We start from the raw sequence: 24,577 nt of genomic DNA, 5'->3' as shown, positions 1-24,577 counted from the left end.
ATGAAACAAATATTTTCAATTTACCGATATAATCCAGACGTTGATAACAAGCCCAGAATGCAGGACTATGAACTGGAGTTAGAGGACGGTCAGGATATTATGGTGTTAGACGCCTTGCTGCAGATTAAAGAGCAAGACTCTACTTTATCATTCCGCCGTTCATGTCGGGAAGGGGTCTGTGGTTCTGATGGCGTAAATATGAACGGTAAAAATGGCTTGGCTTGTATTACGCCGTTGTCAGCATTAAAAGGCAATAAAATTGTTATTCGCCCTTTACCGGGTTTACCTGTGGTGCGCGACTTAGTTGTCGACATGACTCAGTTTTATACCCAGTATGAAAAAGTTAAACCTTATTTAATTCCGGACGAAAAAGCCAAACCAACTCGAGAGTTTTTGCAATCACCAGAAGAGCGTGAAAAGCTTGATGGCTTGTACGAGTGTATTCTGTGTGCTTGTTGTTCAACTTCTTGTCCGTCATTCTGGTGGAATCCGGATAAATTTATCGGGCCAGCAGGGCTCCTACATGCATATCGCTTTTTAGCCGACTCACGTGATGGTGCAACTGAGCAGCGTTTATCAGAATTAGATGATTCTTTTAGCGTTTTCCGTTGCCATAACATCATGAACTGCGTTAATGTGTGTCCTAAAGGGTTAAACCCGACGAGAGCAATTGGTAAGATCCGTTCTATGCTGTTAAGTAAGGCAGTGTAAGTCGCCTTGTTAGACAGTTTTGCTTAGCCATCCAATTTGGATGGCTAAATTAACCTAGCGAAATATCCGTTTTAGAAAGCGGTAAAGGAAAAAAGAATGCACGAAGGCACAATGAAAGCTTGGCTTGAGTCTTCTCAATTGGCCGGTGGAAATGCCACATATATCGAAGAGTTATACGAACAATATCTGGATAACCCGCAAAGTGTAAATGAAGAATGGCGCGCGTTATTTGATGAACTTCCTCGTGTTGATGGTGTTAGCGTTGAAAGTAAACACTCAGAAATCAGAGAAGATTTTAAACTCGCCGCCAAAAATGCCCATCGCGGTAAAATAATAGTCCCGCAAATCACGTCTGACTCTAAACAAGTTAAAGTATTACAGTTAATTAATGCCTACCGGTTCCGTGGCCACCAGCACGCAAATATTGACCCGCTTGGATTATGGAAACAAGAACGCGTACGCGATTTAGAACTTTCACACCATTCTCTTGAGCAAAGTGACCTGGATAAACCATTTAATGTGGGTTCACTGGCTGTTGATAGTGAAACGCTCAAATTAAAAGATATACAAAGTTTACTGGTTAAAACCTATTGTGGTTCAATCGGTGCCGAATATATGTATATCACCTCGACCGAAGAAAAACGCTGGATTCAAAGCCGCCTTGAATCAGTGCAGGGAAAAGCCGCTGTCTCAACCGAACAAAAACTAAAACTTTATAAAGAATTGGTTGCAGCCGATGGCCTTGAAAAATACTTAGCTAGTAAATTCCCTGGCGCCAAACGTTTTTCGTTGGAAGGGGGCGATGCCCTTATTCCTATGCTTAAATCATTGATAAGCAATGCGGGTGCTCACGGTACTAAAGAAGTGGTCATAGGGATGGCGCACCGTGGTCGTTTAAACGTTTTGGTTAACGTATTAGGTAAAAACCCGTCAGTATTATTTGATGAATTTTCTGGCAAACACGACAATAGTCTAGGTTCTGGTGATGTTAAATATCACATGGGTTATTCGTCTGATTTTGCAACACCCGGTGGCAACGTTCATTTAGCGTTAGCATTTAACCCGTCACACTTAGAAATCGTTAATCCAGTGGTTATGGGCTCGGTACGAGCACGTATGGATCGCCGAGATAACTCTGATGGTAAAATGGCGCTGCCAATTACCATTCATGGTGATTCAGCCATTGCGGGTCAGGGTGTGGTGCAAGAAACCTTTAACCTATCGCAAACACGAGCTTATTCAGTAGGTGGGACTGTGCGTATTGTGGTCAACAATCAAGTTGGTTTTACCACCTCAAATCCCAAAGATACTCGTTCGACCCAGTATTGTACTGATATAGCAAAAATGGTTCAGGCACCGATTTTCCATGTCAATGCTGATGATCCAGAAGCCGTGCAATTTGCCACAGAAGTTGCATTAGACTTTAGAAACAAATTTAAACGTGATGTGGTGATTGACCTTGTCTGTTACCGCCGCCATGGTCACAATGAAGCCGATGAGCCGAGTGCGACTCAGCCGTCTATGTATAAAGTGATCAAAAAACATCCAGTTGCGCGTCAGTTATATGCACAACAATTAATTAGCGAAGGCACCTTATCGGAGCAGGAAGCAGAAAAAGCCGTAGCAGATTATCGTACTGCTTTAGATCATGGCGCCTGCGTGGTTGATGAATGGCGACCTATGGCCGAGCATTCAGTTGATTGGAAACCTTATTTAAACCATAACTGGGATGTTGAGTACGATGCAAAATTATCGGTTGACCGATTAAAATATTTAGCCGAAAAAGCTTCAACTTATCCGGAAACAGTGACGCCACATTCACGTGTTAAAAAGGTTTATCAAGATCGACAGTTGATGGCGAGCGGCGAGAAAAAACTCGACTGGGGTTTTGCCGAAACCTTAGCGTATGCTGATTTAGTTGAAGCAGGTACTCGAATTCGTTTAACAGGCCAGGATTGTGGGCGCGGAACCTTTTTCCATCGACATGCATTTATTCATAATCAAAAAGATGATTCTAGCTATATGCCGTTAGCGCATATTTCTGAGGAACAAGCAAAAATCGAGATTTACGATTCTGTGCTTTCTGAAGAAGCAGTATTGGCATTCGAGTATGGTTATGCAACGGCCGAGCCACAAACATTAACGATTTGGGAAGCTCAATTTGGTGATTTTGCCAATGGTGCACAAGTAGTTATCGACCAATTTTTAAGTTCAGGCGAGCAAAAATGGGGTCGTTTGTGTGGTTTAACTTTATTGCTGCCTCATGGTTACGAAGGTCAAGGGCCTGAGCATTCATCGGCTCGTTTAGAGCGATTTTTACAGTTGTGCGCAGATCACAATATGCAGGTTTGTATTCCGTCTACACCTGCGCAGGTATTTAACATGATCCGCCGGCAAGCAATTCGACCATTGCGCCGTCCGCTAGTGGTTATGTCACCTAAATCATTGTTGCGTCACCCTCAAGCAGTCTCTTCATTAGAAGAACTAGCCGAAGGCGTATATCACAATGTGATTGGCGAAATAGACGATTTGGATAGTCAAAAGGTTAAACGTGTGGTCATGTGTAGTGGCAAGGTTTATTACGACTTGTACGAAGCACGCCGTAAAAATGAAATTGATGATGTTGCTATTGTGCGTATTGAGCAATTGTATCCGTTCCCTGAACAAGAAATGGATACAATTATGGAGCAATATTCTCACGTTAAAGAGTTTATCTGGTGTCAGGAAGAACCCCAAAACCAAGGTGCTTGGTATTGCAGCCAGCATCATTTTTGGAATGTGATACCTTCGGGTGCAAGCCTTAAGTACGTTGGCCGTTCAGCCTCTGCATCACCTGCGGTAGGTTATTTGGCAATACACAACAAACAGCAAAAAGAGTTAGTGCATCAGGCACTTGGATTGGATATAGAATAAGAGACTAGAGTCATGGCGATAGATATTAAAGTACCAGTATTACCAGAATCCGTAGCCGACGCGTCAATCGCGGGCTGGCATGTAAAAGCAGGCGACAAAGTCACCAGAGATCAAAATCTGGTTGATATTGAAACCGACAAAGTTGTTTTAGAAGTGGTTGCCGAAGCGGATGGTGTGATTGAAGAAATCATTCATCAAGAAGGCGACACTGTATTAGGTGAGCAAGTCATTGGTAAACTTGCTGAAGGTGGTTCAGCTGCCAGTGCGAGCGACAGCGAAAAAGCACCGGCTAAAGAAGAATCAAGCAGCTCAAGCGAGCAAGCGAGTAACGAATCTTCTGGCGAAAAAATCGAAGTAAAAGTGCCTGTATTACCAGAATCAGTGGCCGATGCATCTATTGCAACTTGGCACGTGAGCGCGGGTGACGCAGTCAAACGAGACCAAAACTTAGTTGATATTGAAACTGATAAAGTGGTTTTAGAAGTGGTTGCCGAAGCGGATGGCGTGATGGGCGAAATCTTAGAAAACGAAGGCAGCACGGTCAATGGTGAACAAGTGATCGCGAGCATTTTAAAAGGGGGCAGTGCGCCAGCGCCAGCCGCTAAAGAAAGCAGCGAAGAAAAGTCAGAAAGTGACAGCAGTACATTATCACCTTCCGTGCGCCGGGCATTATCACAAAATGGTATCAGCTCTGAAGAAGCTAAAAACATCAAAGGCAGTGGTGAAAAAGGTCGACTCACTAAAGAAGATGTTGAAGCTTATGTTCGTGCTAAATCACAGCGTCAAGCATCAAAAGAAGCCGCACAAAAGTCTTTAGCTGAGCCAGTTGATGCTGCAGAGCGTTCACAAAAACGCGTTCCTATGACACGCTTACGTAAACGTGTTGCTGAACGTTTATTAGATGCCAAAAATTCTACAGCCATGTTAACCACATTTAATGAAGTTAACATGAAGCCAGTTATGGATATTCGTAAGAGCTACCAAGATGCTTTTGAGAAAAAACATGGCATCCGTTTAGGCTTTATGTCGTTTTTTGTTCGTGCAGTCACGGAAGCACTTAAACGTTTTCCAGAAGTGAATGCGTCAATTGATGGTGATGATATTGTATATCACAACTTCTTTGATGTTAGCATTGCGGTTTCAACCCCTCGTGGTTTGGTGACACCTGTTTTACGCGACAGTGATCAATTATCACTGGCTGATTTAGAAAAAGGCATCCGCGAATTAGCGATTAAAGGTCGTGATGGAAAGTTAACCATAGATGAAATGACAGGTGGTAACTTCACTATTACTAATGGTGGTGTGTTTGGTTCTCTTATATCGACTCCTATCATTAATCCACCTCAAACAGCCATTTTGGGTATGCATAAAATTCAAGAACGCCCAATGGCCGTGAACGGAAAAGTAGAAATTTTGCCAATGATGTATCTGGCGCTATCGTACGATCACAGATTGGTCGATGGCAAAGAATCCGTTGGTTTCCTAGTCACAGTTAAAGAGCTTTTAGAAGATCCAACACGATTGTTGCTGGACATTTAATTAAACAAGGAATAAGCGAATGAACTTGCATGAATATCAAGGTAAACAGCTGTTTGCACAGTATGGTTTACCTGTTGCCAAAGGCATTGCTTGTGAAACAACGGAGCAAGCAGTTGCTGCGTTTGATCAAGTCGAAGGTGACACCCTAGTCGTAAAAGCCCAGGTCCACGCCGGTGGCCGTGGTAAAGCTGGCGGTGTAAAACTGGTTAAAAGCAAAAAAGAAGTAGAAGAGTTTGCTAACCAGTGGTTAGGCAAAAACTTAGTGACCTATCAAACTGATGAAAAAGGTCAGCCAGTTAGCCGTATTTTAGTTGAGCCAGCTTGCCCATTTAAACAAGAGCTTTATTTAGGTGCTGTTGTTGACCGCTCAACTCGTCGAATTGTTTTTATGGCATCGACAGAAGGTGGTGTAGAAATTGAAAAAGTGGCTGAAGAAACGCCAGAAAAAATCTTAAAAGCTGCGATTGATCCTTTGGTTGGCGCACAGCCCTATCAAGCACGTGAAATTGCATTTAAATTAGGTTTAGAAGGCAAACAAATTAAACAGTTTACGCAAATCTTTTTAGGTTTAGCAAAATTGTTTGCTGAAAAAGACGTTGCTTTAATCGAAGTAAATCCGTTAGTCATCACTAATGATGATGACTTACTTTGCTTAGATGCAAAAGTTGTCATCGACAGCAATGCTTTATACCGTCACCCTGATTTACGCGAAATGCGCGATCCTAGCCAAGAAGACGAGCGTGAAGCGCATGCTGCCAGCTGGGAATTAAACTATGTTGCATTAGACGGTAACATTGGTTGCATGGTTAACGGCGCTGGTTTAGCTATGGGTACCATGGACATTGTTAAACTACACGGCGGCGCACCAGCAAACTTTTTAGATGTTGGTGGTGGTGCAACCAAAGAGCGTGTCGTTGAAGCCTTTAAAATTATCTTGAGTGATGAAAAAGTTAAAGCGGTTCTGATTAACATTTTTGGCGGTATCGTTCGCTGTGACTTGATTGCCGAAGGTGTGATTGGCGCAGTTGAAGAAGTTGGTGTTGAAGTACCTGTTGTAGTTCGCCTAGAAGGTAACAATGCAGCATTAGGTGCGGACGTGCTCGCAAAAAGTGGATTAAATATTATTGCTGCAACCAGTTTAACAGATGCTGCTGAGCAAGTGGTTAAAGCAGCGGAGGGTCAAGCATGAGCATCTTAATCAATAAAGATACTAAGGTTATCTGTCAGGGTTTTACCGGTTCACAAGGTACATTCCACTCAGAGCAAGCAATTGCTTATGGTACTAAAATGGTCGGTGGGGTAACGCCAGGTAAAGGTGGTCAAACTCATTTAGGTTTACCCGTTTTTAATACGGTTGCCGAAGCGGTTGCAGAAACTGGCGCCGAAGCCAGTGTTATTTATGTTCCTGCGCCATTCTGTAAAGATTCAATTTTAGAAGCCGCTAATGCAGGCATTCAATTAATTGTTTGTATTACTGAAGGTATTCCAACTTTAGACATGTTAGAAGCTAAAGTTCGCTGTGATGAATTAGGCGCTCGTTTAATTGGCCCTAACTGCCCAGGTGTTATTACGCCGGGTGAATGTAAAATTGGTATTATGCCAGGGCACATTCATTTACCGGGCCGAGTTGGTATTGTTTCTCGTTCGGGTACTCTAACCTACGAAGCGGTTAAACAAACCACTGATGCAGGTTTTGGTCAGTCAACTTGTGTGGGGATTGGTGGTGATCCGATTCCAGGTTCAAACTTTATCGATATTTTACGTTTATTTGAAGAAGATCCAAAAACCGAAGCTATTGTCATGATAGGTGAAATCGGTGGTACCGCTGAAGAAGAAGCGGCAGCCTTCATCAAAGAAAACGTGACTAAGCCTGTTGTTTCATATATCGCTGGTGTGACTGCGCCGGCTGGTAAGCGTATGGGTCACGCGGGCGCTATCATTTCTGGTGGTAAAGGTACTGCAAAAGAAAAATTTGCTGCCTTGAACGAAGCCGGTGTTACAACTGTTGATTCGTTAGCGGACATAGGTAAAGCCTTGGCTAAAGCGACAAACTGGTAAATAAAACGCTTCAACTAAGTTACTGAAAGCAACACAGCCAATAATGGCTGTGTTGTTTTTTTAGAAATTAATTTCTGGATTCAGATGGCGTTTAAAAATAGCGGCTTTTTGGCCATCTTTTTTAAGCTCCGCATAATCATAAACAACCAGACCTTTATGTGATGAAGATAAATAGTATTTCAATTCACGTTCAAACTGCGCCGCACTAATGGCTTTTTTATAGCGCCAATGTGAAATTTGTAAACCATAATACACAGGTGTTTGATTCTCGCGGTTTAATCCTGCCATGAGCTTAGCCACATGTTCGGGTGGTTGTGGTAACAAATGCGAAAACGCAACTGGCGAAATCGCATCAAAATAGCGACCTATGTTTTTGAGGTTCTGTCCCCCGAGTAACTGTTGTGCATTTTGAATATCACCTGCTGGCCAAGGCAAGGTATTTAATACCAGTTGAGCGCTTGGACACATCTGTCGGATTAACTGAGATAAATCAGCACAGATTTGCTCTATTATTTGGCCCCTCCAGCGGGCGAAGTCAGCACTAAAAACTTGGCTCTCAATTTCATCTGTGGCATCGGCACTGGCTAAATCTGAATGATAAAAAGCATTTATGCACCTGCTACAAAAACAACCGTATTCAATTTGATTAAAATTTAATTCGTTATAGGTCAGGGTTTGCCAATTTAAATATTGGCGTAAAAAATCTAAACTTATGTACTGAGGTGATAGGGCAGATAAGTAGTTTGTGATTTGCTGTTTAAGCTCAGATAAAAATATTTGATCGCTGGGACAAACAAATTGGCACCAGTCATTATTGGCCAAATTGCCTTTTTGCGTTATTGCGATTTTGTCCGGATGTTTTTTCAAATAGCTTTTTTGGTTAAATACAGAAATATTAAGCCATAAATTTAAACCAAATTTGTTTAACTGTTTGTTTAACTCAGGTTCATCGTATAGTTCAGGTGATACAATTAATGTATTTGCACCCCAATAACAGGCATTTTGACAACATTCTTTTAGATCCAGTTGAGGATCCAGCGCATAGAGGGCAATAGGATTACTCATAACTTGAATGTCTTTCAGTCGGTTTATAAACTCAGATACTATCAGAAATTTGAGCTAGATTCGCGTTCAATTGGTTTAGCAGATGATAAAGCTTTTCTCTCTCCGCTGCACTAATGCCAACTAACATAGGCTCACTAATTCTAGTTAACTCAGCATTAATTTTCTCAATCACAGTTTCACCTTGTTCACTTAATTTGATGTGGCTTCTGCGTTTATTATCTGGTTGGACACGGCGAACAATTAATCCATCATGGTTTAACGAGTCGAGCAGGCGGGTAATCGCTGCTTTATCTTTACCAGTTTTTTTAACCAGTGTTTGTTGGGCAATGCCAGATGTAGGGATTAAATTTAATAAAAAGTAGGCTTCTGGCGTCAGTTGATAACCATTCGTTTTAAACGTTTTTTTTAAAACGGCTTTTAGGTTAAAGGCTAGGTTATGTAAACAATAACCTAGCGTTTTTTCCATGTCAGTTTTTTGCATAACCCGTAAATGTTTTTATTTGCTGATAAAGGCCTTCAGCGTCTAATTTTAACATTTGATAGATTTCAGTTTGACTGCCATGTTTTACAAATTCATCTGGTACACCCAAAGTCAGTACGGGTTTACATATACCCGCGTTTGCTAATACCTCTAATACTCCGCTGCCGGCGCCACCTTGCACTACGTTATCCTCAACTGTGACCAGATAATCGTATTCGGCTGCGGCCGTTAATATCAACTGTTTATCTAACGGTTTAATAAAACGCATATCATACAGGCTTGCGTTTAAACGATTGGCCGCTTGTTCAGCAAAATGTGCTAAACAGCCAAAGTTTAAAATGGCTATGGATTTACCTTGCGTTAACTGTTTTCCCCGCCCAATTGGCAAGGTTTCTGAATCTGTTGTGATTTCAATGCCAGGCCCGCAGCCTCTTGGATAGCGAACGACAGCAGGGCCTTTATATTGGTAGCCTGTATTTAACAATAAACGGCACTCGTTTTCATTGCTTGGGGCCATGAGCACAAGATTGGGAATGCAGCGTAAAAAACTTAAATCAAATGTGCCTTGGTGGGTTGGGCCATCGGCACCGACAATACCAGCACGATCCACGGCAAGTAAAACGTCTAAATTTTGCAGTGCCACATCATGAATGAGCTGATCGTATGCGCGTTGTAAAAACGTTGAATATATTGCGACCACAGGTTTTAATTGTTGGATGGCCATGCCTGCTGCAAGGGTGACTGCGTGCTGCTCAGCAATTGCGGTATCAAAATACTGTTTTGGATATTCGCGCGAAAACCGGACTAAACCTGAACCTTCACGCATTGCTGGTGTTATCGCCATCAGTTTTTTATCACGGCTGGCGATATCACATAACCAATCACCAAAAATCTTAGAATAAGAAGGTGAGCTGGTTTTTTTTGTTGGTAATTCACAGTGCTGTAAGTCAAATTTAGGCACCGCATGGTAGCCAATCGGATCTTGCTCGGCTGGGTGATAGCCTTTGCCTTTTTTTGTGATCACATGTAGCAGTTGCGGCCCTTTCATCCCGCGCAGGTTTTTCAGCGTTTCAACCAGCGCATTGACATCATGACCGTCAATTGGACCAATATAGTTAAATCCGAGTTCTTCAAAAATAGTGCCAGGCACTATCATGCCTTTTAAATGTTCTTCAGCTCGGCTTGCCAGTTCTTTTATTGGCGGCACATTATTGAGGATCTTTTTTCCACCTTCTCGAAACGAGGTATAAATAGAGCCAGTCAAAATTCTTGCTAAATGGGCGTTCAGTGCACCGACGTTTTCAGAAATTGACATGTCGTTATCGTTTAAAATCACCAGCATATTCTTTTTAAGATCGCCTGCATGATTTAGTGCTTCAAAGGCCATTCCCGCAGTCATAGCGCCATCCCCAATGACAGCGACAGTTTGGCGATTTTTGTTTTCCTGTTCAGCAGCAATGGCCATGCCCAGCGCGGCACTGATGGAGGTTGATGAATGGCCGACACTTAAACTGTCGTATTCACTTTCTTCACGCCAAGGAAACGGATGCAAACCATTAAATTGTCGAATAGTATGAATTTGATCGCGTCGCCCAGTTAAAATTTTATGTGGGTAAGCTTGGTGGCCAACATCCCAGATAATTTGATCAAAAGGGGTTTTATATACATAATGCAAAGCGACAGTAAGTTCAACTGTCCCTAACCCGGATGCAAAATGACCACTGCTCTGACTCACCGAGGCCAGTAAATAATTTCTTAATTCGCGCGCTACATTAGCCAGTTCGTCGGCTGGTAGGCTACGAAGATCTTCAGGTTGGTTAATTAGCCTTAACCTTGGGTATTGATTTATATTTATGCTCATGCGCTCATCAGTGCTGTCGTTTAACGATATACTGTGCAAGTAATGATAGTAACTCTATATTGTAGGGGAGATCCTGAATTTGCTCTAGTGCAGACTGATAAACTTGTTCTGTTTTGTCTTTAGCACCCGCTAAACCCAATAACCCCGGATATGTGCTTTTATTTAACTTTTCGTCTGAACCTTGAGGTTTGCCTAACAGTTCGGTTGACGAAATCACATCTAATACATCGTCCTGAATTTGAAAGGCTAACCCGAGTCGACTGGCAAACAAATCTATCTTAGTTAGATACTCAGGCGCTAAATCAGGTTTAGCAGCACACGCCATGCGTACCGCACAACGTAACAAAGCCGCGGTTTTATGTAAATGGATTTGTTCAAGCTCTGCTAGGTTCGCTTTATGATCTTCTGCCGCTAAATCTAAAGCTTGTCCAGAGCACATTCCGTGGTAACCGGCAAAATGGCTCAAATCTTTCATCCAACTGACTTTGACATCAGAACTGACCTCAGCGTCGGCAATTAACTCAAACGCAAGTGCTTGCAGAGCATCACCCGCTAAGATGGCGGTCGCTTCATCAAACTGAATATGGCAGGTTGGTTTGCCTCGACGTAAATCGTCATCGTCCATTGCTGGTAAGTCATCGTGAACCAAGGAATATGAATGAATACATTCAAGTGCAAACGCCGCGGGTTGTAACAGCTTGATATCAACCTCTAAAGCTTCACCAACCAAATACATTAAAAATGGGCGCAAGCGCTTACCGCCGTTGGTCAGACTATATTGCATTGCTTGCTTAAGAGGCACGCTGTGTTTATTGTCTAGTTGTTCTGTAAGTCTCAACAAATCTTGATTAAAAGAGTGCTGAAACTCTGCCAATTTTTGTTCAATCGTCATGCCGTAAACTCTGTTCGTCAGTTTCGACTAACTCTGGCTGACCATTTTTTTGCTGCAAAACTCGTATTTTTTGTTCAGCGGTTTCTAACTTTAACTGACTGGCGCGAACTAACTGAATGCCTCGTTCGTATTGTTTAAGTGCATCATCAAGCGAGATATCGGCGTTTTCTAATTGACCGACCAATTGCTCAAGTTCTAAAAGATTGTCCTCTAACGACATGTTTTCTGGTTTTTTTACGGCCATGGCTTATTGCTCCTTAAAATATCGGCAAAACACTACAACAGCGAGCCCAATTGGTCAATTTAAACCTGTTAATGAAGAGTTATTGGGTCCTATTTTTTAACTAAAAAAGCATTAAAAAGTAAAACCGACTAAAAAATTAGTTTATATTGTCGATAAATAGATAATTTCTAATACAATATTGGATCAGTAAAAACTGGTTGACGGCTGGAGGACATGTGGATTTAGCAACGGTTATAGGTTTGCTCGGTGCTATCGCGTTTATCGTCATGGCGATGATATTGGGTGGTGATATAGGTATGTTTGTTGACGTACCGTCAGTACTCATTGTCTTTTGTGGTTCTTTATTTGTGGTAATGGCAAATTTCAGCATGGGTCAGTTTTTTGGTATTGGTAAAATTTTAGGCAAAGCTTTTATGTTTAAAATTGAAAGTCCAGAAGCGCTGATCGAAAAATCTGTAGAAATGGCTGATGCGGCTCGTAAAGGCGGATTTTTGGCACTTGAAGAAGCCGAAGTCGAAAACCCTTTTATGCGCAAGGGAATTGACATGCTGGTTGATGGGCATGACGGTGAGGTGGTGCGAGCGACACTACGCAAAGACATAGACCTGACAACCGAGCGGCACGAAGCTGGCATTGGTATTTTGAAAGCACTTGGTGAAGTTTCGCCAGCCATGGGTATGATAGGGACGCTGATTGGTTTGGTGGCCATGTTATCAAACATGGATGATCCTAAGGCAATAGGTCCAGCGATGGCGGTGGCTTTGTTAACTACCCTATACGGGGCTTTTTTAGCGAATGTGATTGCACTGCCGTTGGCGAATAAATTGGAGTTAAGAAAAGAAGAAGAAAAGTTAAACCAAAACCTAATTTTGGATGCTATTTTGGGTATTCAAGATGGGCAAAACCCACGCGTGATTGAAGGTTTACTTAAAAATTATATTGCCGAGAAAAAGCGCTCGACCGGCGAAGAATAGCTAAGGAGCCAGAATGAAAGCAGATTGCCCACCATGCAAAAAATGTCCGCCGCCGGGACTGCCGGCTTGGATGGCAACTTTTGCAGATTTAATGTCTCTGCTAATGTGCTTTTTTGTACTCTTATTGGCATTTTCTGAGATGGACGTGCTTAAATTTAAACAGATTGCCGGCTCAATGAAATTTGCATTTGGTGTTCAAAATAAATTAGAAATCAAAGACATTCCCAAAGGGACTTCAGTGATTGCACAAGAGTTCAGACCCGGCCGCCCCGATCCCACACCAATTGAAACCATTCAGCAGCAAACGGTTGATATGACGCAACAAACGCTTGAATTTCAAGCTGGGGATGACGCATCTTCAGGCGGTCGACAGAAACAAAGAGGCGAGCAAATGGGTGGGACTTCCTCTGACGCTGCAGTCCAGCAATCGTCACAAAGTTCGTCTTCAACAGCTGACTCAAGCGCTGAAGAAATTAGTGATTTAGTTAAAAAAATTGCACATCAATTAGAAGAACAGATAGTTGATGGTGCAATTGAGTTAGAATCTTTGGGTCAACAAATCATTATTCGGGTGAGAGAAAAAGGTGCGTTTCCATCGGGTTCCGCATTTTTGCAAACTCAGTTTAAACCAATTATTCGGCAGGTCGCTCAGTTATTAGATGAAGTACCGGGAGAGATCACTGTTTCTGGTCATACGGATAATCAAAATTTAGTTTCTGAACTATATGAATCTAATTGGGAGTTATCGACTAAGCGGGCAGTGTCTGTTGCGCATGAAATGGTTCGCACGCCCGGTTTTGATGCCAACCGTCTTGTCGTCGTCGGTTACGCTGATACTCAGCCTTTAGTACCTAACAACTCGATTGAAAACCGACGGCGCAACCGTCGGGTGGAAATTTCAATCATGCAAGGTAAAGCCAAAGAATCAGACCCGATTCAGGCAACACCATAAAAATTTTTAAAGGGCGGCGTAAAGCGCTATAATCGCCGCCTGTTTTCGCCCAACCTCAAATGTTTCACAGCTTATGATCAAATTTATTGCCAAACTACACCCAGAAATTTCAATTAAAAGTCGCTCGGTGCGACAACGTTTTACAAAAATATTAGAAAGTAATATCAAAAACGTATTGCGACGCCGAGATCCCAAAGCTTGGGTACAAAAGCAATGGGACTGCATAGATGTGCGAGTCAGTGAAGGTTTAGAAAATGAAGCGATAGAATTGCTTAAATGCGTGCCGGGTGTGCATGGTTTTAGCAAAGTATTACAGTCAGACTTTGTATCTTTTGAAAAAACTTTTGAGATAGTCCATCAACTTTATGCCAGTAAGTTAGAAAACAAAACCTTTAGTGTACGTGTGAAGCGCCGTGGTAAACATGATTTTACATCTAAAGATGTTGAGCAATATGTAGGTGGTGGTTTAAACCAAACGATTGCTTCTGCCAAAGTAGATTTAAAAAAGCCAGAGCTCGAAATCAAACTTGAAATCGCGAATGATCAGCTATTCATTATAAGCGATCAGTTTAAAGGGTTAGGCGGCTTTCCGATTGCTACACAAGATGAAGTTTTATCATTAATTTCAGGCGGTTTTGATTCTGGTGTTGCTTCTTATTTAACAATGCGTCGCGGTATTAAAACGCATTTTGTTTTTTTTAATTTAGGTGGCAGCGCTCATGAAGTTGGTGTGCAGCAGGTCGCATATTATTTATGGGATAAATTTGGTGCATCACACCGGGTTAAATTTGTATCCGTTGATTTTCAGCCAGTGGTGGCTGAGATTTTAGAAAATATCGATTCAGGTTTGATGGGGGTTGTGCTAAAGCGGATGATGTTGCGGGCAGCCGAAAAAGTTGCAAAACGTTTGCGTATTTCAGGTTTGGTCACTGGTGAAGCCTTGGGCCAGGTTTCAAGCCAGACACTGGCCAACTTAGCCTTAATTGATAAAGTTACCGATCACCTAGTGGTAAGGCCTTTAGTGGCCATGGACAAACAAGATATCATAGATATAGCACGGCAAATTGGCACTGAGGATTTTGCTCGCACGATGCCAGAATATTGTGGTGTGATCTCTCAGCGTCCGAATATTGCAGCACCAGAAGATAAAGTTCTGGCCAACGAAGCGCAATTTTATATGCAAATGATTGACGATGTGGTTGAACAAGCCAAACTTTATGATATTAAAGAACTTGCGCAAGCAGGGCGTGATCAGCTTGAAGAGGTAGAGTCGCTCGACGCCGTTGGACCGAATCAAGTAATTATTGATGTTCGTTCAAGCGAAGAAGAAGAGCAATCTCCGCTGGAGATAGCGTCAGCTGAAGTTATCCATATTCCGTTTTTTAAACTTTCAACACGTTTTGGTGAGTTAGATCCCGCTAAAGAGTATTTGCTTTATTGCGAAAAAGGTGTGATGAGCAAATTACAAGCCTTGCATTTAAAAGAGCAAGGCCATGTTAATGTTAAGTTGTTTCAGCCTGTAAAATAAGATGATAAAGTGCTTGGTGAGTGGGTAATTCAATGCCCACTGACTGGGCCATTGTTAACAAATAGCCAGTGATATATTCAATTTCGGTTTTGCGCTTAAAATAAATATCCCGATTCATTGATGAATAATTGGCTGCTGTTGCCCCGGCTACTTGTAATACCTGATCTAACACACTTTTTTGGTTAAAACCATATTTTGCTAACGTGGGCGATTTGCGGGTTAAACTTGCTATTTCAGCGCTCAATTGAAGCAATTCATCATAATATTTAGCCTGGAGCAGGTCACCATTTTTAACTTGATCGCGAGCCGTGATCGGATTAATTAAACAATTAATAAATAGCTTTTGATATAGGCTAAGTGCTATTTGCTGAGACCAGCTAAAAGCATGGGGGTGACTTTGTATTAATGATTGCAGGATTTGTGGTGTGGATGTACTCGTATGGGGAGCAAGACGACCAAAGGTACATTGGCCTAAACCCGTTTGCTGCACTTTGCCAACAGCCGTTTTTAGTGCACCCATGGTAGAATTTGCGTTCACAATATCAGCGTCTGGTAAGATTGATAAAACCTGTTCGCGTATACCTAAGCCATTATTTAATAATATAATTTGCGCATTTTTTTTAATTAATCCAAGCTTTGACAAAGCAGCTATTTGGGGTGCAATTTGATAGGCTTTTAAACAAACCAGAATCACCTCTGCTGGTAAGGTTTGTTTGGCAAGCGATAGCTGGATCGTTTCGCCCGATAATAACTTAAGTTGCCCTTGATAACAGGTTTGGCCTGCGCAACTGGGGGGCAAAAAAGCATTTAGAGGAATATTGGCGCGCTGACAATAGCCTGCAATCAGGCTGCCTAATGCGCCGCAGCCCAAAAGTGTAGGTGTTTTAATGGGGTACTCCGGAATAAAACTAAAATAAATAAACAGCCGCTGATATCGGCGACCCAATCGGCAAAGCTCATTTGCCGTTGAAAAAAAGTGCCTTGTAATACTTCGATTAAACCTCCGTACAATGCTAAAAATAGCAATACGGGAATAAAATAACGAATTTGTTTTTTAGCTAGGCTTAACACAGACAAAAATGCTAAACCCGCAAAGACGATAAAATGTGCAAGTTTATCAAAATGCGCAAACGGAGGCGGTTCGCTATTTTCCATCGGTTTAAAAAATAAAAACGTAGCCACTAAATACGCCATTAGCGTCAATACATAAATCGCCTGGGTTTTAAGTCTGTTTAAGCAAGCCATAGGGCGCTATCCATTTGAATAAATTGCGCAAAATTATAGCAAAGCCGCTTTGACAGGCAAACAATTTGCTTAAAAAGTGCTGTATATCAGAGCGCAATTCGTTACAATGTTAAGTTCTATCATTAGCCATTCATTCAGGCCTCGGAAAAAGAATCGGTACAACAGCATGCTCAAAGATAATTTAAATAATGTTTACGTCAACAAAGAAACTGTGCTTATCAGCCCAGAACAACTAAAAGCGGCTTTGCCAGTGTCACAGCAGGCATTGGAGTTTATCGCCGGGGCGCGTAAAACCCTGTCAGATATTATACAAGGTAAAGATAAACGTTTTATTGTTATCAGTGGTCCTTGTTCAATCCATGATGTGGATGCGGCAATTGAGTATGCAAAAAAACTAAAACAATTACACGATGAGCTGAACGAAGATTTATATATAGTGATGCGGGTTTATTTTGAAAAACCACGCACAACCGTTGGTTGGAAAGGGTTAATTAATGATCCAAACATTGATGGCACTTTTAGTATTGAAGAAGGTTTACATAAAGCGCGTAAATTATTAATTGAGTTGGCTGACATGGGGATCCCAATGGCAACCGAAGCGCTTGACCCTATCAGTCCGCAGTATCTGGCTGAAATGTTTAGCTGGTCCGCGATTGGTGCAAGAACAACAGAGTCACAAACACACCGCGAAATGGCCAGTGGTTTATCTATGCCTGTCGGTTTTAAAAACGGCACGGATGGGAGCCTAGACACAGCAATTAACGCGCTCAAATCAGCAGCTTCACCGCATAGTTTTATGGGGATTAACCAACAAGGTCAGGTCGCAGTGATCTCAACTCAAGGCAACCCAGATGGTCATGTTATTTTACGTGGTGGTAAAGGGCCAAATTATCAAGCAAAAGATATTGCCATTTGTGAACAAAAGTTAGCGGCAGCCGGTTTAAATACTGCACTTATGGTAGATTGTAGCCACGGAAACTCAAACAAAGATTATAACCGCCAACCTGTGGTTGCCCGTGACGTAGTAGAGCAAATCGTAAATGGCAATCAATCCATTATTGGAGTGATGTTAGAAAGCCACTTAAACGAAGGTAATCAAGCGTCAAACCAATGTGTAGCGGATATGAAATACGGTGTTTCTATTACCGATGCTTGCATTAACTGGCAAACCACCGAAACTTTATTGCGCGAGATGGCCGAACAATTATCTGCCCCATTAAAAACGCGTAGGTAAATGACAGCTATGCAGGATGATTTAGCCGCAAAAATTGCAGCAATAGATTCACAAATAAAAACCTTGAGTGAACAAAAGGCGGCGCTCGAAACTCAATGGCAAAAACAGCAAGCGGTTCATCTGGATAGCACAGCCGATCCTAAACGTATTTGTGTGGTTGGTGGCGGAGGCCGTTTAGGGCGTCTGTTTATCAAGTTATTTAATTCGATTGGCCATCAGGTGGTTTGTTTTGAAAAAAATGACTGGCCCAATGCTGCCAGTATTTTAGCAGAGCAAGACTTGGTGGTTGTTTCTGTGCCAATTAACCAAACCGAAAATATCATTGCTCAGTTGCAGCCATATTTAATGGCAGACACCTTACTTGCAGATTTGACCAGTATTAAAGTTAAACCATTACGTGCCATGTTAGAAGCCCATCAAGGGCCTGTGGTTGGTTTGCACCCTATGTTTGGACCTGATGTGAGTGACATCCGAGATCAAGTAATAGCGGTTTGTAAAGGCCGTGATAACAAAATGGCCGATTGGTTATTAAAAGACTTTAAAGCATTAGGTGCTCGACTGGAATATGTATCAGCCCGTGACCATGATCAAGCAATGACTTTTATCCAAGTCATGCGTCATTTTTCAACTTTTTTATATGGTCGCCATTTGCAACAAGAAGGACCTGAGCTAGACAAACTCATTGCGTTGAGTTCACCGATTTACCGTCTGGAATTGGCGATGGTTGGTCGCTTATTTGCTCAAGATGGTCAGTTGTACGCGGATATTATCTTTTCAAACGCTGAAGGACTTGACGTGTTAGAGCGATTTGTTGAGCGTTTTCAAGCCGCTATTCAATTAGTTAAGCAGGGTGATAAAGAAAAATTTATTCAAGTATTTGGCGAGGTCAAACATTGGTTTGGTGACTATGCTGAACATTTTATGAAAGAAAGTCGACGCATGCTTAGCGCTGCTCAAGAATTTGAAGACAACCGGAGGTAACCTTAAATGATTTTATATGGCTCCACCACTTCTCCTTATGTTCGTCGCATTAGAATCTTGTTAGCGGATCATAACTATCAGTTTGAAGCTGTTAATGTATATGAAGACGAAACACGTAAACGTTTTGCAGAATTAACCCCTATTAAAAAACTCCCTCTGCTCGTGGATGAGGGGCAAACCGTATTCGACTCTCATGTGATCGCCCAATACCTGTTAAACAAACTGGATTTACCACAGCCATCAGTTGATGAACTAAATTTAATAAGTGTTGTCGATGCAGCAACAGACGCATTGATCATTTTGTTTATGGGGGAGCGTTCAGGCATTGCAACAGATAAAAATAAACTGATTTTTAAACTGCAACATGAGCGTTTACCGGATTGTTTAGACTGGTTAAATGAACAAGCTAAAAAAGGTGCTTTTGAGACACTTAGTTATGCCACAGTGGCCCTGATTAGTTTAATTGATTGGGCGGAATTTCGATCACTATACAACTTTAGCCAATGGCCAGAGTTGAAACAAGCAGTTGAACCTTACGCTCAACTGCCTATCGTTAAATCCAGCTATCCGCACGTTTAGCTACAATCGAGCTGCAAGGTCGTTAAAATATTATCGACCTTGTTTTTACTCTCATCATCAAAGTAGGTTTTGATCACAGTGACTGCATGTTTGTCTTTAATACAAGCATAATATGTTTGTTTAACTAACAGATTATTCATTGTCATAGTGATGTTCATAGTACCCATTGAGGTATCCCCAAACTTAGTTTGTTCACAGCCTTCGTCAATCATCACTTGCAACTGAGATTTATTTAAAATCTCTCGTGTATGATACAAATAATCACAGCCTGTTTTAACACCGGGTGCTAACTCTATATTTTCAGCCATGGAGAGTACGTTTGCATTTAATTTACCCGGTGTACCTGGTTCGTACTCAAAAAATGCAAAAACCGGCAGTGACGTTTTTAAAGACTGGTCAACCATAGCTTTCATATTTTTATCGTCACCTGATAGAATCTCAGAACCTTGTTGGCTCATTTTCATCGTATCTTCTGGCGACTGCGCGAACCAGCTTTGGGGTTTTTCAATAGAAAGATTTAAAAATGCGTTATGATAGTGAATTTGATCTGTTGTTTGCGTCAATGCAGACGGCTCTGCTTTTTTTTCGTTAACAGCGGTTGCTTTGTCACACGCCGCTAACGTCAACGTGGTGGCAATCATGGCAAAAATGGGTAAGCGCATTGTAGGAGATCCTTATTTGATTTAGTCCCAGTATAGTACTTGAGGTTAATAAATATTTTAAAAAATGCAATTAATATTTTAATTAACCAGATTTCAAACTTGGATTAGACAAGGATAGACGCTTTAAAGCGAAAGAAGTGGTCGTTAAAATGAAAGGTTCAGGCTTGATTTTAATGCTTAGATTGCCCAGCAATAAATTTTTAAAATTACTGCTGAGCGAGTATCTGCTTTTATAATTACCACATTAAATCGTCAGGGATTGGATAATCTTTGTATGGATCGTCGTCATCATCCGAGTCTGACTCTTCACGGGTGTTGAGCACCACTGTATATCCAGATAAACGCTGCTCGATTTTTTCTGCAATATTGGTTGGCACCATAAAAAATTTATCATCTGAGGTGACAATGGCGATAAAACCGCTCGCGAGCTGCTTTTGCTGTTTATCAGAGACACGAATATTTTTAACTGTATTTTGATAATTAAAGTTATAACTTAAGTCACCTTCGGGCGCTATTTCATTTGTCTGAATTAATTGTTTAATCTGCGCAATTAGAGCCTTATGCTCAGCTTGCTCGCGAATTTGACGATTGGCTTCGTCTGTTTTGGCAGCTTGCTCGGCTTTGCGTTGCTCAGCTGCTTCTTGTGCGTCACGTTTTAACTGGCGATTCTTTTTGCTTTTTTTTGATGCTTTTTTGGCTTGTTTTTCATTTACCACACCGGCATTTAAGAGCTGGTCTCTTAATGACCCTGCCATAGTTTATGTCCTCATTAATAATTGTTAGCGACAATTTTGAAAGAAGTTTTTGTAAAAATCAATTTTTCATCAACTCTGCAAACTTAGGCGCTAAAATATTAACGATTTTACTTTGCGCCTCTGCATTTGGGTGTATGCCGTCTCTTTGCATTAAATTTGGCTGTGCAGCGATTTCCGTCAAAAAGAAGGGTAATAATTGAATATTTTCGATTTTAGCTACTTCGTGATAGTTTTGAATAAAACCTTTTAAATACCGACCACCATAATTGGGCGGAATTTGAATCTCAATGAGTACTGGGGTTGCGCCTGACGCTTTAATAAGTTGAACTATTTTTAATAAATTTTGTTTAATAACTGAAAGCTGAAAACCGCGCAAACCATCGTTGCCGCCCAATTCAATGATCACGTAATCTGGATCATGGGTTTCAAGCAAACCGGGCAGACGGTTTAAACCACCTTGTGTGGTTTCTCCGCTGACGCTTGCGTTTATTAACGTCCAATTGGGGTGTTTTTTATCCCATTGTGATTTAAGCTGGCTGGCCCAAGCTTGTTCTATGTCAAGGCCATAACCGGCTGATAAACTGTCGCCTAAAATCAGCATGGTTTTTTGTGTGGTCTGGCTATAAATCTGAAAAGATAAAATTAACGTACAAAAGACGATAATATTGCGTAAAACAATAAAACGGACGGGACCTAACATATGTCGACTCTGCTCAAAGTAAAAGAATTAACTAAAACAGTATGGTCAAATGGCCAAGAACTCAAGATCTTAAAACCATGTAATTTTTCATTAGAAGCAGGGCAGAGTGTTGCCATTACCGGTCGTTCGGGTTCGGGCAAGTCAACATTATTAAGTTTATTAGCGGGATTAGATACCGCCAGTGGCGGCGAAATTTGGTTAGCTGACAAACCTATTCATAAACTTGATGAAGAAGCGCGCGCAGCCGTTAGAAAACAACATGTTGGTTTTGTTTTTCAGTCTTTTATGTTAGTTGATAGTTTAACCGCACTTGAAAATGTGATGCTACCGCTTGAGTTGAGTGGTTTTAAAGATGCAGAACAACAAGCTAAATCACTCTTACAATCAGTTGGTTTAGAACACAGAGGAACTCATTTTCCGAATCAGTTATCAGGGGGCGAGCAGCAAAGGGTAGCTGTCGCGAGAGCGTTTGCCAGTCAACCTGATATCTTGTTTGCCGATGAACCAACCGGGAATTTAGACGCCGAAAACGGTCAAAAAGTTGAAGACCTGCTGTTTGAACTAAATCAAAAATCTGGCACGACTTTAGTATTAGTCACGCACGATAAAAATTTAGCTAAACGTTGTCAGCGTGAGCTTGCAATGCAAGCTGGGGAGCTCACGGATGTCAGCTGATTTTTCTTTTGCTATTAAATTATCACAGCGTTTATTGCGCCACGAGCTGCGCCGAGGTGAGCTTACGATTATTTTATTGGCAATGATTCTTGCGGTGTCAGCGGTTTTTTCATTGTCTATGTTTAGCGAGCGGTTGCAAGCGGCATTACAAGAAAAAAGCGCAGAGTTTTTAGCGGCCGACGCTGTTGTTTCATCCTCAAGGCCGATTGAAAACCAGTGGCTTGAGTATGCGCAAGAGACAGGTTTACAGACCAGTGAACAGATCCGGTTTGCTTCAATGATTTTTGCAAATGACAAAATGTTATTGGCTTCATTGCGTGCGGTCGATTCAAAGTATCCGTTGCGTGGTGAAATTGAAGTGACAACAGGGCCTTGGCAACCAGGCAAGACCACACAAAATCGAGTTTCAAGCGGCGAAGTTTGGTTAGATAGTGAACTGATTAGTCAATTAGGTGTTTCGCCTGGACAGTTGGTTGAAATCGGCCAAATTGAGCTTGAAGTAAAACAGATTATTGCTTCGGTGCCCGATGCTGATTTGAATGTATTCAATTCAGGTGCGTTGGCGTTGATGAATCTCGCCGATGTAGAGGCTGCTGGGCTTATTCGGCCCGGCTCACGTATCAATTATTTGTTAAGTGTTGCGGGTGAGCAAGATAAAGTCACCGAATTCCAAGATTGGTTATTACCGCAGTTAAATCGTGATGTACATCGTTGGCGTTCGTTAGATAACGATGAATCTCGTATTATGCGCTCAGTCAAACGGGCTGAAAAATATTTTTTATTAGCGAGTTTATTAGGCGTGATTTTAGCTTCTGTTGCAATTGCAGTAGCGGCCAGCCGTTATTGCCAACGCCATTTTGACCTAGTTGCTATTTTAAAAACACAGGGTGCCTCAGCAAAACAGATACGTTGGGTTTTTATCATTCAACTATTAGGGATTTATCTGCTAGGAAGTCTGATTGGTTTAACGTTAGGCTATTTAGGTCAGCAAGCCGTTCTATCACTTTTTGCGGAGCGATTACCTGGCACCTTGCCTTCTGCAAGTTTACGCCCTTATTGGTTGGCACTAATGACAGGTAGTATTAGCTTGATTATGTTTTCGGCGTTTCCTGTTTTTAAACTTTTTAACGTGCCACCGTTAAGAGTCTTGCGCCGTCAGCTTGAAGGATATAATGGTAAAGACTGGATTAACTGGCTATTGTCGGCCACAGCGGTATTTTTGTTAATGTGGCTCTATAGTAAAAACTTAGAATTGAGTTTAGCATTATTAGTATCAGCGGGCGGGGTGACCGCTATCCTATTAGTTTTGGCACGCAGCGCTATCTGGGGTAGCCGTCAAGCCGGTGCACGGGCTTCTAGCGCGTTTAAATTGGCAATTGCCGGCCTTTATCGCCGAGCGTCAGCTAATAGCATTCAATTGATTAGTTTTACTATCGCGATCGAGCTTTTATTAGTTGTTTTAGTGCTTAGAAACGACTTATTAAGCGAGTGGCAAAGTCAGCTCCCGGAAGACACACCTAATTATTTTGCTTTAAACATCAGTGAATTTGAACTGAGTGATTTTAAATCGTCTTTTTCCGCTAAAGGCATTGAAGTTGCCGAAACGTATCCGGTCACTCGTGGCCGTTTACTTAAAGTGAATGACCTAGTCTTGCGTGATGAAGTAAGTAAAGATAAATCGCGTGATCCAAACCGAGATAGGCCAAGAGCCATTGGCCGGGAACTTAGCTTGACCTCATCCGCTGAGCGCCCCAAACACAATAAAATAGCCGAAGGTGAGTGGTGGCGGGTTGATAGTCAAGTCCCCCAAGTGTCGGTCGAAACCGGAGTTGCCGAGCGTGTTGGCATTAAATTGGGCGATAAGTTAACTTTTAATGCCGGTGGGCGAGAATTTACCGCCGAGGTAACGAGTATGCGCGAGGTTAAGTGGGAGTCAATGCAACCGAACTTTTACATGATATTTAATCCGCTTGTGCTGGAGGATTTTGCAGCCACTCATATTGCCAGTTTTTATGTACCCGAAGCTACAAAACCTGAACTTGGCGCTTTGATGACTCAATTTCCTAGTGTGACTTTAATTGATATAGATGCATTAATTGTTCAGTTAACAGGGATTATTGATCAAGTGTCTGTTGCGGTTGAGTTCATTCTTTTGTTAGTGATAGGTGCCGGTGCGCTTGTATTAGTGGCACAAGTGCAGTCAAGCTTGTCGAGTCGTCGACAGGAGTTGGTGATCTTGCGTACTTTGGGCGCAAATGGCCGTTTGTTAAAACAAAGCATATTTTTAGAGTTTGTGATTTTAGGTGCGTTGGCGGGATTTTTTGCCGCGTTAGCTAACGAAGTGGCGCTGCTAATATTGCAGACCCAAGTGTTTAATATGCAAGCCGGCTTCCATCCCCAGTACTGGTTGCTTGGCATTATTACCGGAGCTGTTTTGGTTGGTTGTATGGGATATCTCAGCTGCCGCCGGTTAACCCAAATGAATACACAGCAGTTATTACGGCAGTCAGCTTAAAAAGCGGCCGAAA

Annotated in this window: 23 protein-coding genes; 13 read left to right on the top strand and 10 right to left on the bottom strand. The window is 41.9% G+C overall.

Annotation, left to right across the window (positions count from 1 at the left end; translation table 11 throughout):
• The 5 genes from C727_RS0110390 (at position 1) to sucD (ending at position 7,221) form a co-directional block, all read left to right on the top strand.
• A complete protein-coding gene (locus tag C727_RS0110390; protein ID WP_017445577.1) occupies positions 1-711 on the top strand; it encodes a succinate dehydrogenase iron-sulfur subunit in 711 nt (236 codons plus the stop codon).
• A 96-nt stretch (positions 712-807) separates the two neighbouring features.
• On the top strand, positions 808-3,624 hold the full coding sequence (locus C727_RS0110385; RefSeq protein ID WP_017445576.1) for a 2-oxoglutarate dehydrogenase E1 component: 2,817 nt from the start codon (positions 808-810) through the stop codon (positions 3,622-3,624).
• 12 nt (positions 3,625-3,636) lie between these two features.
• Positions 3,637-5,163, top strand: a complete 1,527-nt coding sequence (gene odhB / locus C727_RS0110380; RefSeq protein ID WP_017445575.1) for a 2-oxoglutarate dehydrogenase complex dihydrolipoyllysine-residue succinyltransferase — start codon at positions 3,637-3,639, stop codon at positions 5,161-5,163.
• Positions 5,164-5,182: 19 nt separating this feature from the next.
• Complete coding sequence (sucC, locus tag C727_RS0110375) at positions 5,183-6,352, top strand: ADP-forming succinate--CoA ligase subunit beta (protein WP_017445574.1); 1,170 nt, start codon at positions 5,183-5,185, stop codon at positions 6,350-6,352.
• On the top strand, positions 6,349-7,221 hold the full coding sequence (sucD, locus tag C727_RS0110370; RefSeq protein ID WP_017445573.1) for a succinate--CoA ligase subunit alpha: 873 nt from the start codon (positions 6,349-6,351) through the stop codon (positions 7,219-7,221). The genes sucC and sucD overlap by 4 nt, the downstream gene beginning before the upstream one ends.
• Before the next feature lie 60 nt (positions 7,222-7,281).
• On the opposite strand, the gene C727_RS0110365 is transcribed toward sucD, so the two are convergent.
• Genes C727_RS0110365 through xseB form a run of 5 tightly spaced genes read right to left on the bottom strand, consistent with a single transcriptional unit; the run spans position 7,282 to position 11,764 of the window.
• On the bottom strand, positions 7,282-8,286 hold the full coding sequence (locus C727_RS0110365) for a hypothetical protein (RefSeq protein ID WP_017445572.1): 1,005 nt from the start codon (positions 8,284-8,286) through the stop codon (positions 7,282-7,284).
• A gap of 31 nt (positions 8,287-8,317) precedes the next feature.
• Positions 8,318-8,767: a MarR family winged helix-turn-helix transcriptional regulator gene (locus C727_RS0110360; RefSeq protein WP_017445571.1), complete on the bottom strand. Its 450-nt coding sequence runs from the start codon at positions 8,765-8,767 to the stop codon at positions 8,318-8,320.
• On the bottom strand, positions 8,754-10,628 hold the full coding sequence (dxs, locus tag C727_RS0110355) for a 1-deoxy-D-xylulose-5-phosphate synthase (protein WP_026052672.1): 1,875 nt from the start codon (positions 10,626-10,628) through the stop codon (positions 8,754-8,756). Before dxs ends, C727_RS0110360 begins: the two co-directional genes overlap by 14 nt.
• A gap of 7 nt (positions 10,629-10,635) precedes the next feature.
• The gene (gene ispA / locus C727_RS0110350) at positions 10,636-11,520 is read right to left on the bottom strand and encodes a (2E,6E)-farnesyl diphosphate synthase (RefSeq protein WP_017445569.1); all 885 of its coding nucleotides are present in this window, start codon (positions 11,518-11,520) and stop codon (positions 10,636-10,638) included.
• The gene (gene xseB, locus C727_RS0110345) at positions 11,510-11,764 is read right to left on the bottom strand and encodes an exodeoxyribonuclease VII small subunit (RefSeq protein WP_017445568.1); all 255 of its coding nucleotides are present in this window, start codon (positions 11,762-11,764) and stop codon (positions 11,510-11,512) included. Before xseB ends, ispA begins: the two co-directional genes overlap by 11 nt.
• Positions 11,765-11,979: 215 nt before the next feature.
• Here xseB and pomA point away from each other — a divergent pair, with 215 nt between their 5' ends.
• The 3 genes from pomA to thiI all read left to right on the top strand — a co-directional run bounded on the left by pomA (position 11,980) and on the right by thiI (position 15,218).
• Positions 11,980-12,738 (top strand): flagellar motor protein PomA, encoded by a 759-nt coding sequence (gene pomA / locus C727_RS0110335; RefSeq protein WP_017445566.1) that lies wholly within the window; start codon positions 11,980-11,982, stop codon positions 12,736-12,738.
• A gap of 13 nt (positions 12,739-12,751) precedes the next feature.
• Positions 12,752-13,690, top strand: coding sequence for a flagellar motor protein MotB (locus C727_RS0110330; RefSeq protein WP_017445565.1), 939 nt, complete (start codon positions 12,752-12,754; stop codon positions 13,688-13,690).
• Positions 13,691-13,766: 76 nt separating this feature from the next.
• A complete protein-coding gene (gene thiI / locus C727_RS0110325; RefSeq protein ID WP_026052670.1) occupies positions 13,767-15,218 on the top strand; it encodes a tRNA uracil 4-sulfurtransferase ThiI in 1,452 nt (483 codons plus the stop codon).
• On the opposite strand, the gene C727_RS0110320 is transcribed toward thiI, so the two are convergent.
• Entirely contained in the window at positions 15,193-16,164 is a 972-nt protein-coding gene (locus C727_RS0110320) for a ketopantoate reductase family protein (RefSeq protein WP_162131395.1), read from the bottom strand. The genes thiI and C727_RS0110320 overlap by 26 nt on opposite strands.
• Positions 16,071-16,463, bottom strand: coding sequence for a VanZ family protein (locus tag C727_RS19550; RefSeq protein ID WP_017445562.1), 393 nt, complete (start codon positions 16,461-16,463; stop codon positions 16,071-16,073). Before C727_RS19550 ends, C727_RS0110320 begins: the two co-directional genes overlap by 94 nt.
• A 166-nt stretch (positions 16,464-16,629) precedes the next feature.
• Here C727_RS19550 and C727_RS0110310 point away from each other — a divergent pair, with 166 nt between their 5' ends.
• The 3 genes from C727_RS0110310 to C727_RS0110300 are packed head-to-tail and all read left to right on the top strand — an operon-like array spanning position 16,630 to position 19,257.
• Positions 16,630-17,697 carry a 3-deoxy-7-phosphoheptulonate synthase gene (locus tag C727_RS0110310; RefSeq protein WP_017445561.1) on the top strand — a complete coding sequence of 356 codons (1,068 nt, stop codon included), beginning with the start codon at positions 16,630-16,632 and terminating at the stop codon, positions 17,695-17,697.
• On the top strand, positions 17,698-18,678 hold the full coding sequence (gene tyrA / locus C727_RS0110305) for a bifunctional chorismate mutase/prephenate dehydrogenase (protein WP_017445560.1): 981 nt from the start codon (positions 17,698-17,700) through the stop codon (positions 18,676-18,678).
• 6 nt (positions 18,679-18,684) lie between these two features.
• Positions 18,685-19,257 (top strand): glutathione S-transferase family protein, encoded by a 573-nt coding sequence (locus C727_RS0110300; RefSeq protein ID WP_017445559.1) that lies wholly within the window; start codon positions 18,685-18,687, stop codon positions 19,255-19,257.
• Here C727_RS0110300 and C727_RS0110295 read toward each other — a convergent pair.
• The 3 genes from C727_RS0110295 to C727_RS0110280 all read right to left on the bottom strand — a co-directional run bounded on the left by C727_RS0110295 (position 19,254) and on the right by C727_RS0110280 (position 21,374).
• The gene (locus tag C727_RS0110295; RefSeq protein WP_017445558.1) at positions 19,254-19,919 is read right to left on the bottom strand and encodes a hypothetical protein; all 666 of its coding nucleotides are present in this window, start codon (positions 19,917-19,919) and stop codon (positions 19,254-19,256) included. The two genes, C727_RS0110300 and C727_RS0110295, sit on opposite strands and share 4 nt — an antisense overlap.
• Positions 19,920-20,155: 236 nt before the next feature.
• The gene (locus tag C727_RS0110285; RefSeq protein WP_017445557.1) at positions 20,156-20,674 is read right to left on the bottom strand and encodes a DUF2058 domain-containing protein; all 519 of its coding nucleotides are present in this window, start codon (positions 20,672-20,674) and stop codon (positions 20,156-20,158) included.
• A gap of 58 nt (positions 20,675-20,732) precedes the next feature.
• On the bottom strand, positions 20,733-21,374 hold the full coding sequence (locus C727_RS0110280) for an arylesterase (protein ID WP_017445556.1): 642 nt from the start codon (positions 21,372-21,374) through the stop codon (positions 20,733-20,735).
• On the opposite strand from C727_RS0110280, the gene C727_RS0110275 reads away from it, so the two are divergent.
• Both C727_RS0110275 and C727_RS0110270 read left to right on the top strand, forming a co-directional pair.
• On the top strand, positions 21,375-22,049 hold the full coding sequence (locus C727_RS0110275) for an ABC transporter ATP-binding protein (RefSeq protein ID WP_017445555.1): 675 nt from the start codon (positions 21,375-21,377) through the stop codon (positions 22,047-22,049). It abuts the gene before it with no gap.
• On the top strand, positions 22,039-24,564 hold the full coding sequence (locus C727_RS0110270) for an ABC transporter permease (protein ID WP_017445554.1): 2,526 nt from the start codon (positions 22,039-22,041) through the stop codon (positions 24,562-24,564). The genes C727_RS0110275 and C727_RS0110270 overlap by 11 nt, the downstream gene beginning before the upstream one ends.
• The last annotated feature ends 13 nt before the right edge of the window (positions 24,565-24,577 follow it).

Origin of the sequence: Gayadomonas joobiniege G7, from assembly GCF_000300815.1 — a bacterium.
GTDB classification, from domain to species: Bacteria; Pseudomonadota; Gammaproteobacteria; order Enterobacterales; family Alteromonadaceae; genus Catenovulum; species Catenovulum joobiniege.
This window is presented reverse-complemented; position numbering and strand designations above follow the sequence as displayed.

Bases quoted from the DNA above. Each gene is read 5' to 3' on its own strand.
- C727_RS0110300 (WP_017445559.1), top strand. From the start codon at position 18,685: ATGATTTTATATGGCTCCACCACTTCTCCTTATGTTCGTCGCATTAGA.
- dxs (WP_026052672.1), bottom strand. From the start codon at position 10,628: ATGAGCATAAATATAAATCAATACCCAAGGTTAAGGCTAATTAACCAA.
- xseB (WP_017445568.1), bottom strand. From the start codon at position 11,764: ATGGCCGTAAAAAAACCAGAAAACATGTCGTTAGAGGACAATCTTTTA.
- C727_RS0110390 (WP_017445577.1), top strand. From the start codon at position 1: ATGAAACAAATATTTTCAATTTACCGATATAATCCAGACGTTGATAAC.
- C727_RS0110330 (WP_017445565.1), top strand. From the start codon at position 12,752: ATGAAAGCAGATTGCCCACCATGCAAAAAATGTCCGCCGCCGGGACTG.
- C727_RS0110385 (WP_017445576.1), top strand. From the start codon at position 808: ATGCACGAAGGCACAATGAAAGCTTGGCTTGAGTCTTCTCAATTGGCC.
- C727_RS0110270 (WP_017445554.1), top strand. From the start codon at position 22,039: ATGTCAGCTGATTTTTCTTTTGCTATTAAATTATCACAGCGTTTATTG.
- odhB (WP_017445575.1), top strand. From the start codon at position 3,637: ATGGCGATAGATATTAAAGTACCAGTATTACCAGAATCCGTAGCCGAC.
- sucD (WP_017445573.1), top strand. From the start codon at position 6,349: ATGAGCATCTTAATCAATAAAGATACTAAGGTTATCTGTCAGGGTTTT.
- ispA (WP_017445569.1), bottom strand. From the start codon at position 11,520: ATGACGATTGAACAAAAATTGGCAGAGTTTCAGCACTCTTTTAATCAA.
- C727_RS0110285 (WP_017445557.1), bottom strand. From the start codon at position 20,674: ATGGCAGGGTCATTAAGAGACCAGCTCTTAAATGCCGGTGTGGTAAAT.
- C727_RS0110310 (WP_017445561.1), top strand. From the start codon at position 16,630: ATGCTCAAAGATAATTTAAATAATGTTTACGTCAACAAAGAAACTGTG.
- C727_RS0110275 (WP_017445555.1), top strand. From the start codon at position 21,375: ATGTCGACTCTGCTCAAAGTAAAAGAATTAACTAAAACAGTATGGTCA.
- tyrA (WP_017445560.1), top strand. From the start codon at position 17,698: ATGACAGCTATGCAGGATGATTTAGCCGCAAAAATTGCAGCAATAGAT.
- C727_RS0110360 (WP_017445571.1), bottom strand. From the start codon at position 8,767: ATGCAAAAAACTGACATGGAAAAAACGCTAGGTTATTGTTTACATAAC.
- C727_RS19550 (WP_017445562.1), bottom strand. From the start codon at position 16,463: ATGGCTTGCTTAAACAGACTTAAAACCCAGGCGATTTATGTATTGACG.
- C727_RS0110295 (WP_017445558.1), bottom strand. From the start codon at position 19,919: ATGCGCTTACCCATTTTTGCCATGATTGCCACCACGTTGACGTTAGCG.
- C727_RS0110280 (WP_017445556.1), bottom strand. From the start codon at position 21,374: ATGTTAGGTCCCGTCCGTTTTATTGTTTTACGCAATATTATCGTCTTT.
- C727_RS0110365 (WP_017445572.1), bottom strand. From the start codon at position 8,286: ATGAGTAATCCTATTGCCCTCTATGCGCTGGATCCTCAACTGGATCTA.
- sucC (WP_017445574.1), top strand. From the start codon at position 5,183: ATGAACTTGCATGAATATCAAGGTAAACAGCTGTTTGCACAGTATGGT.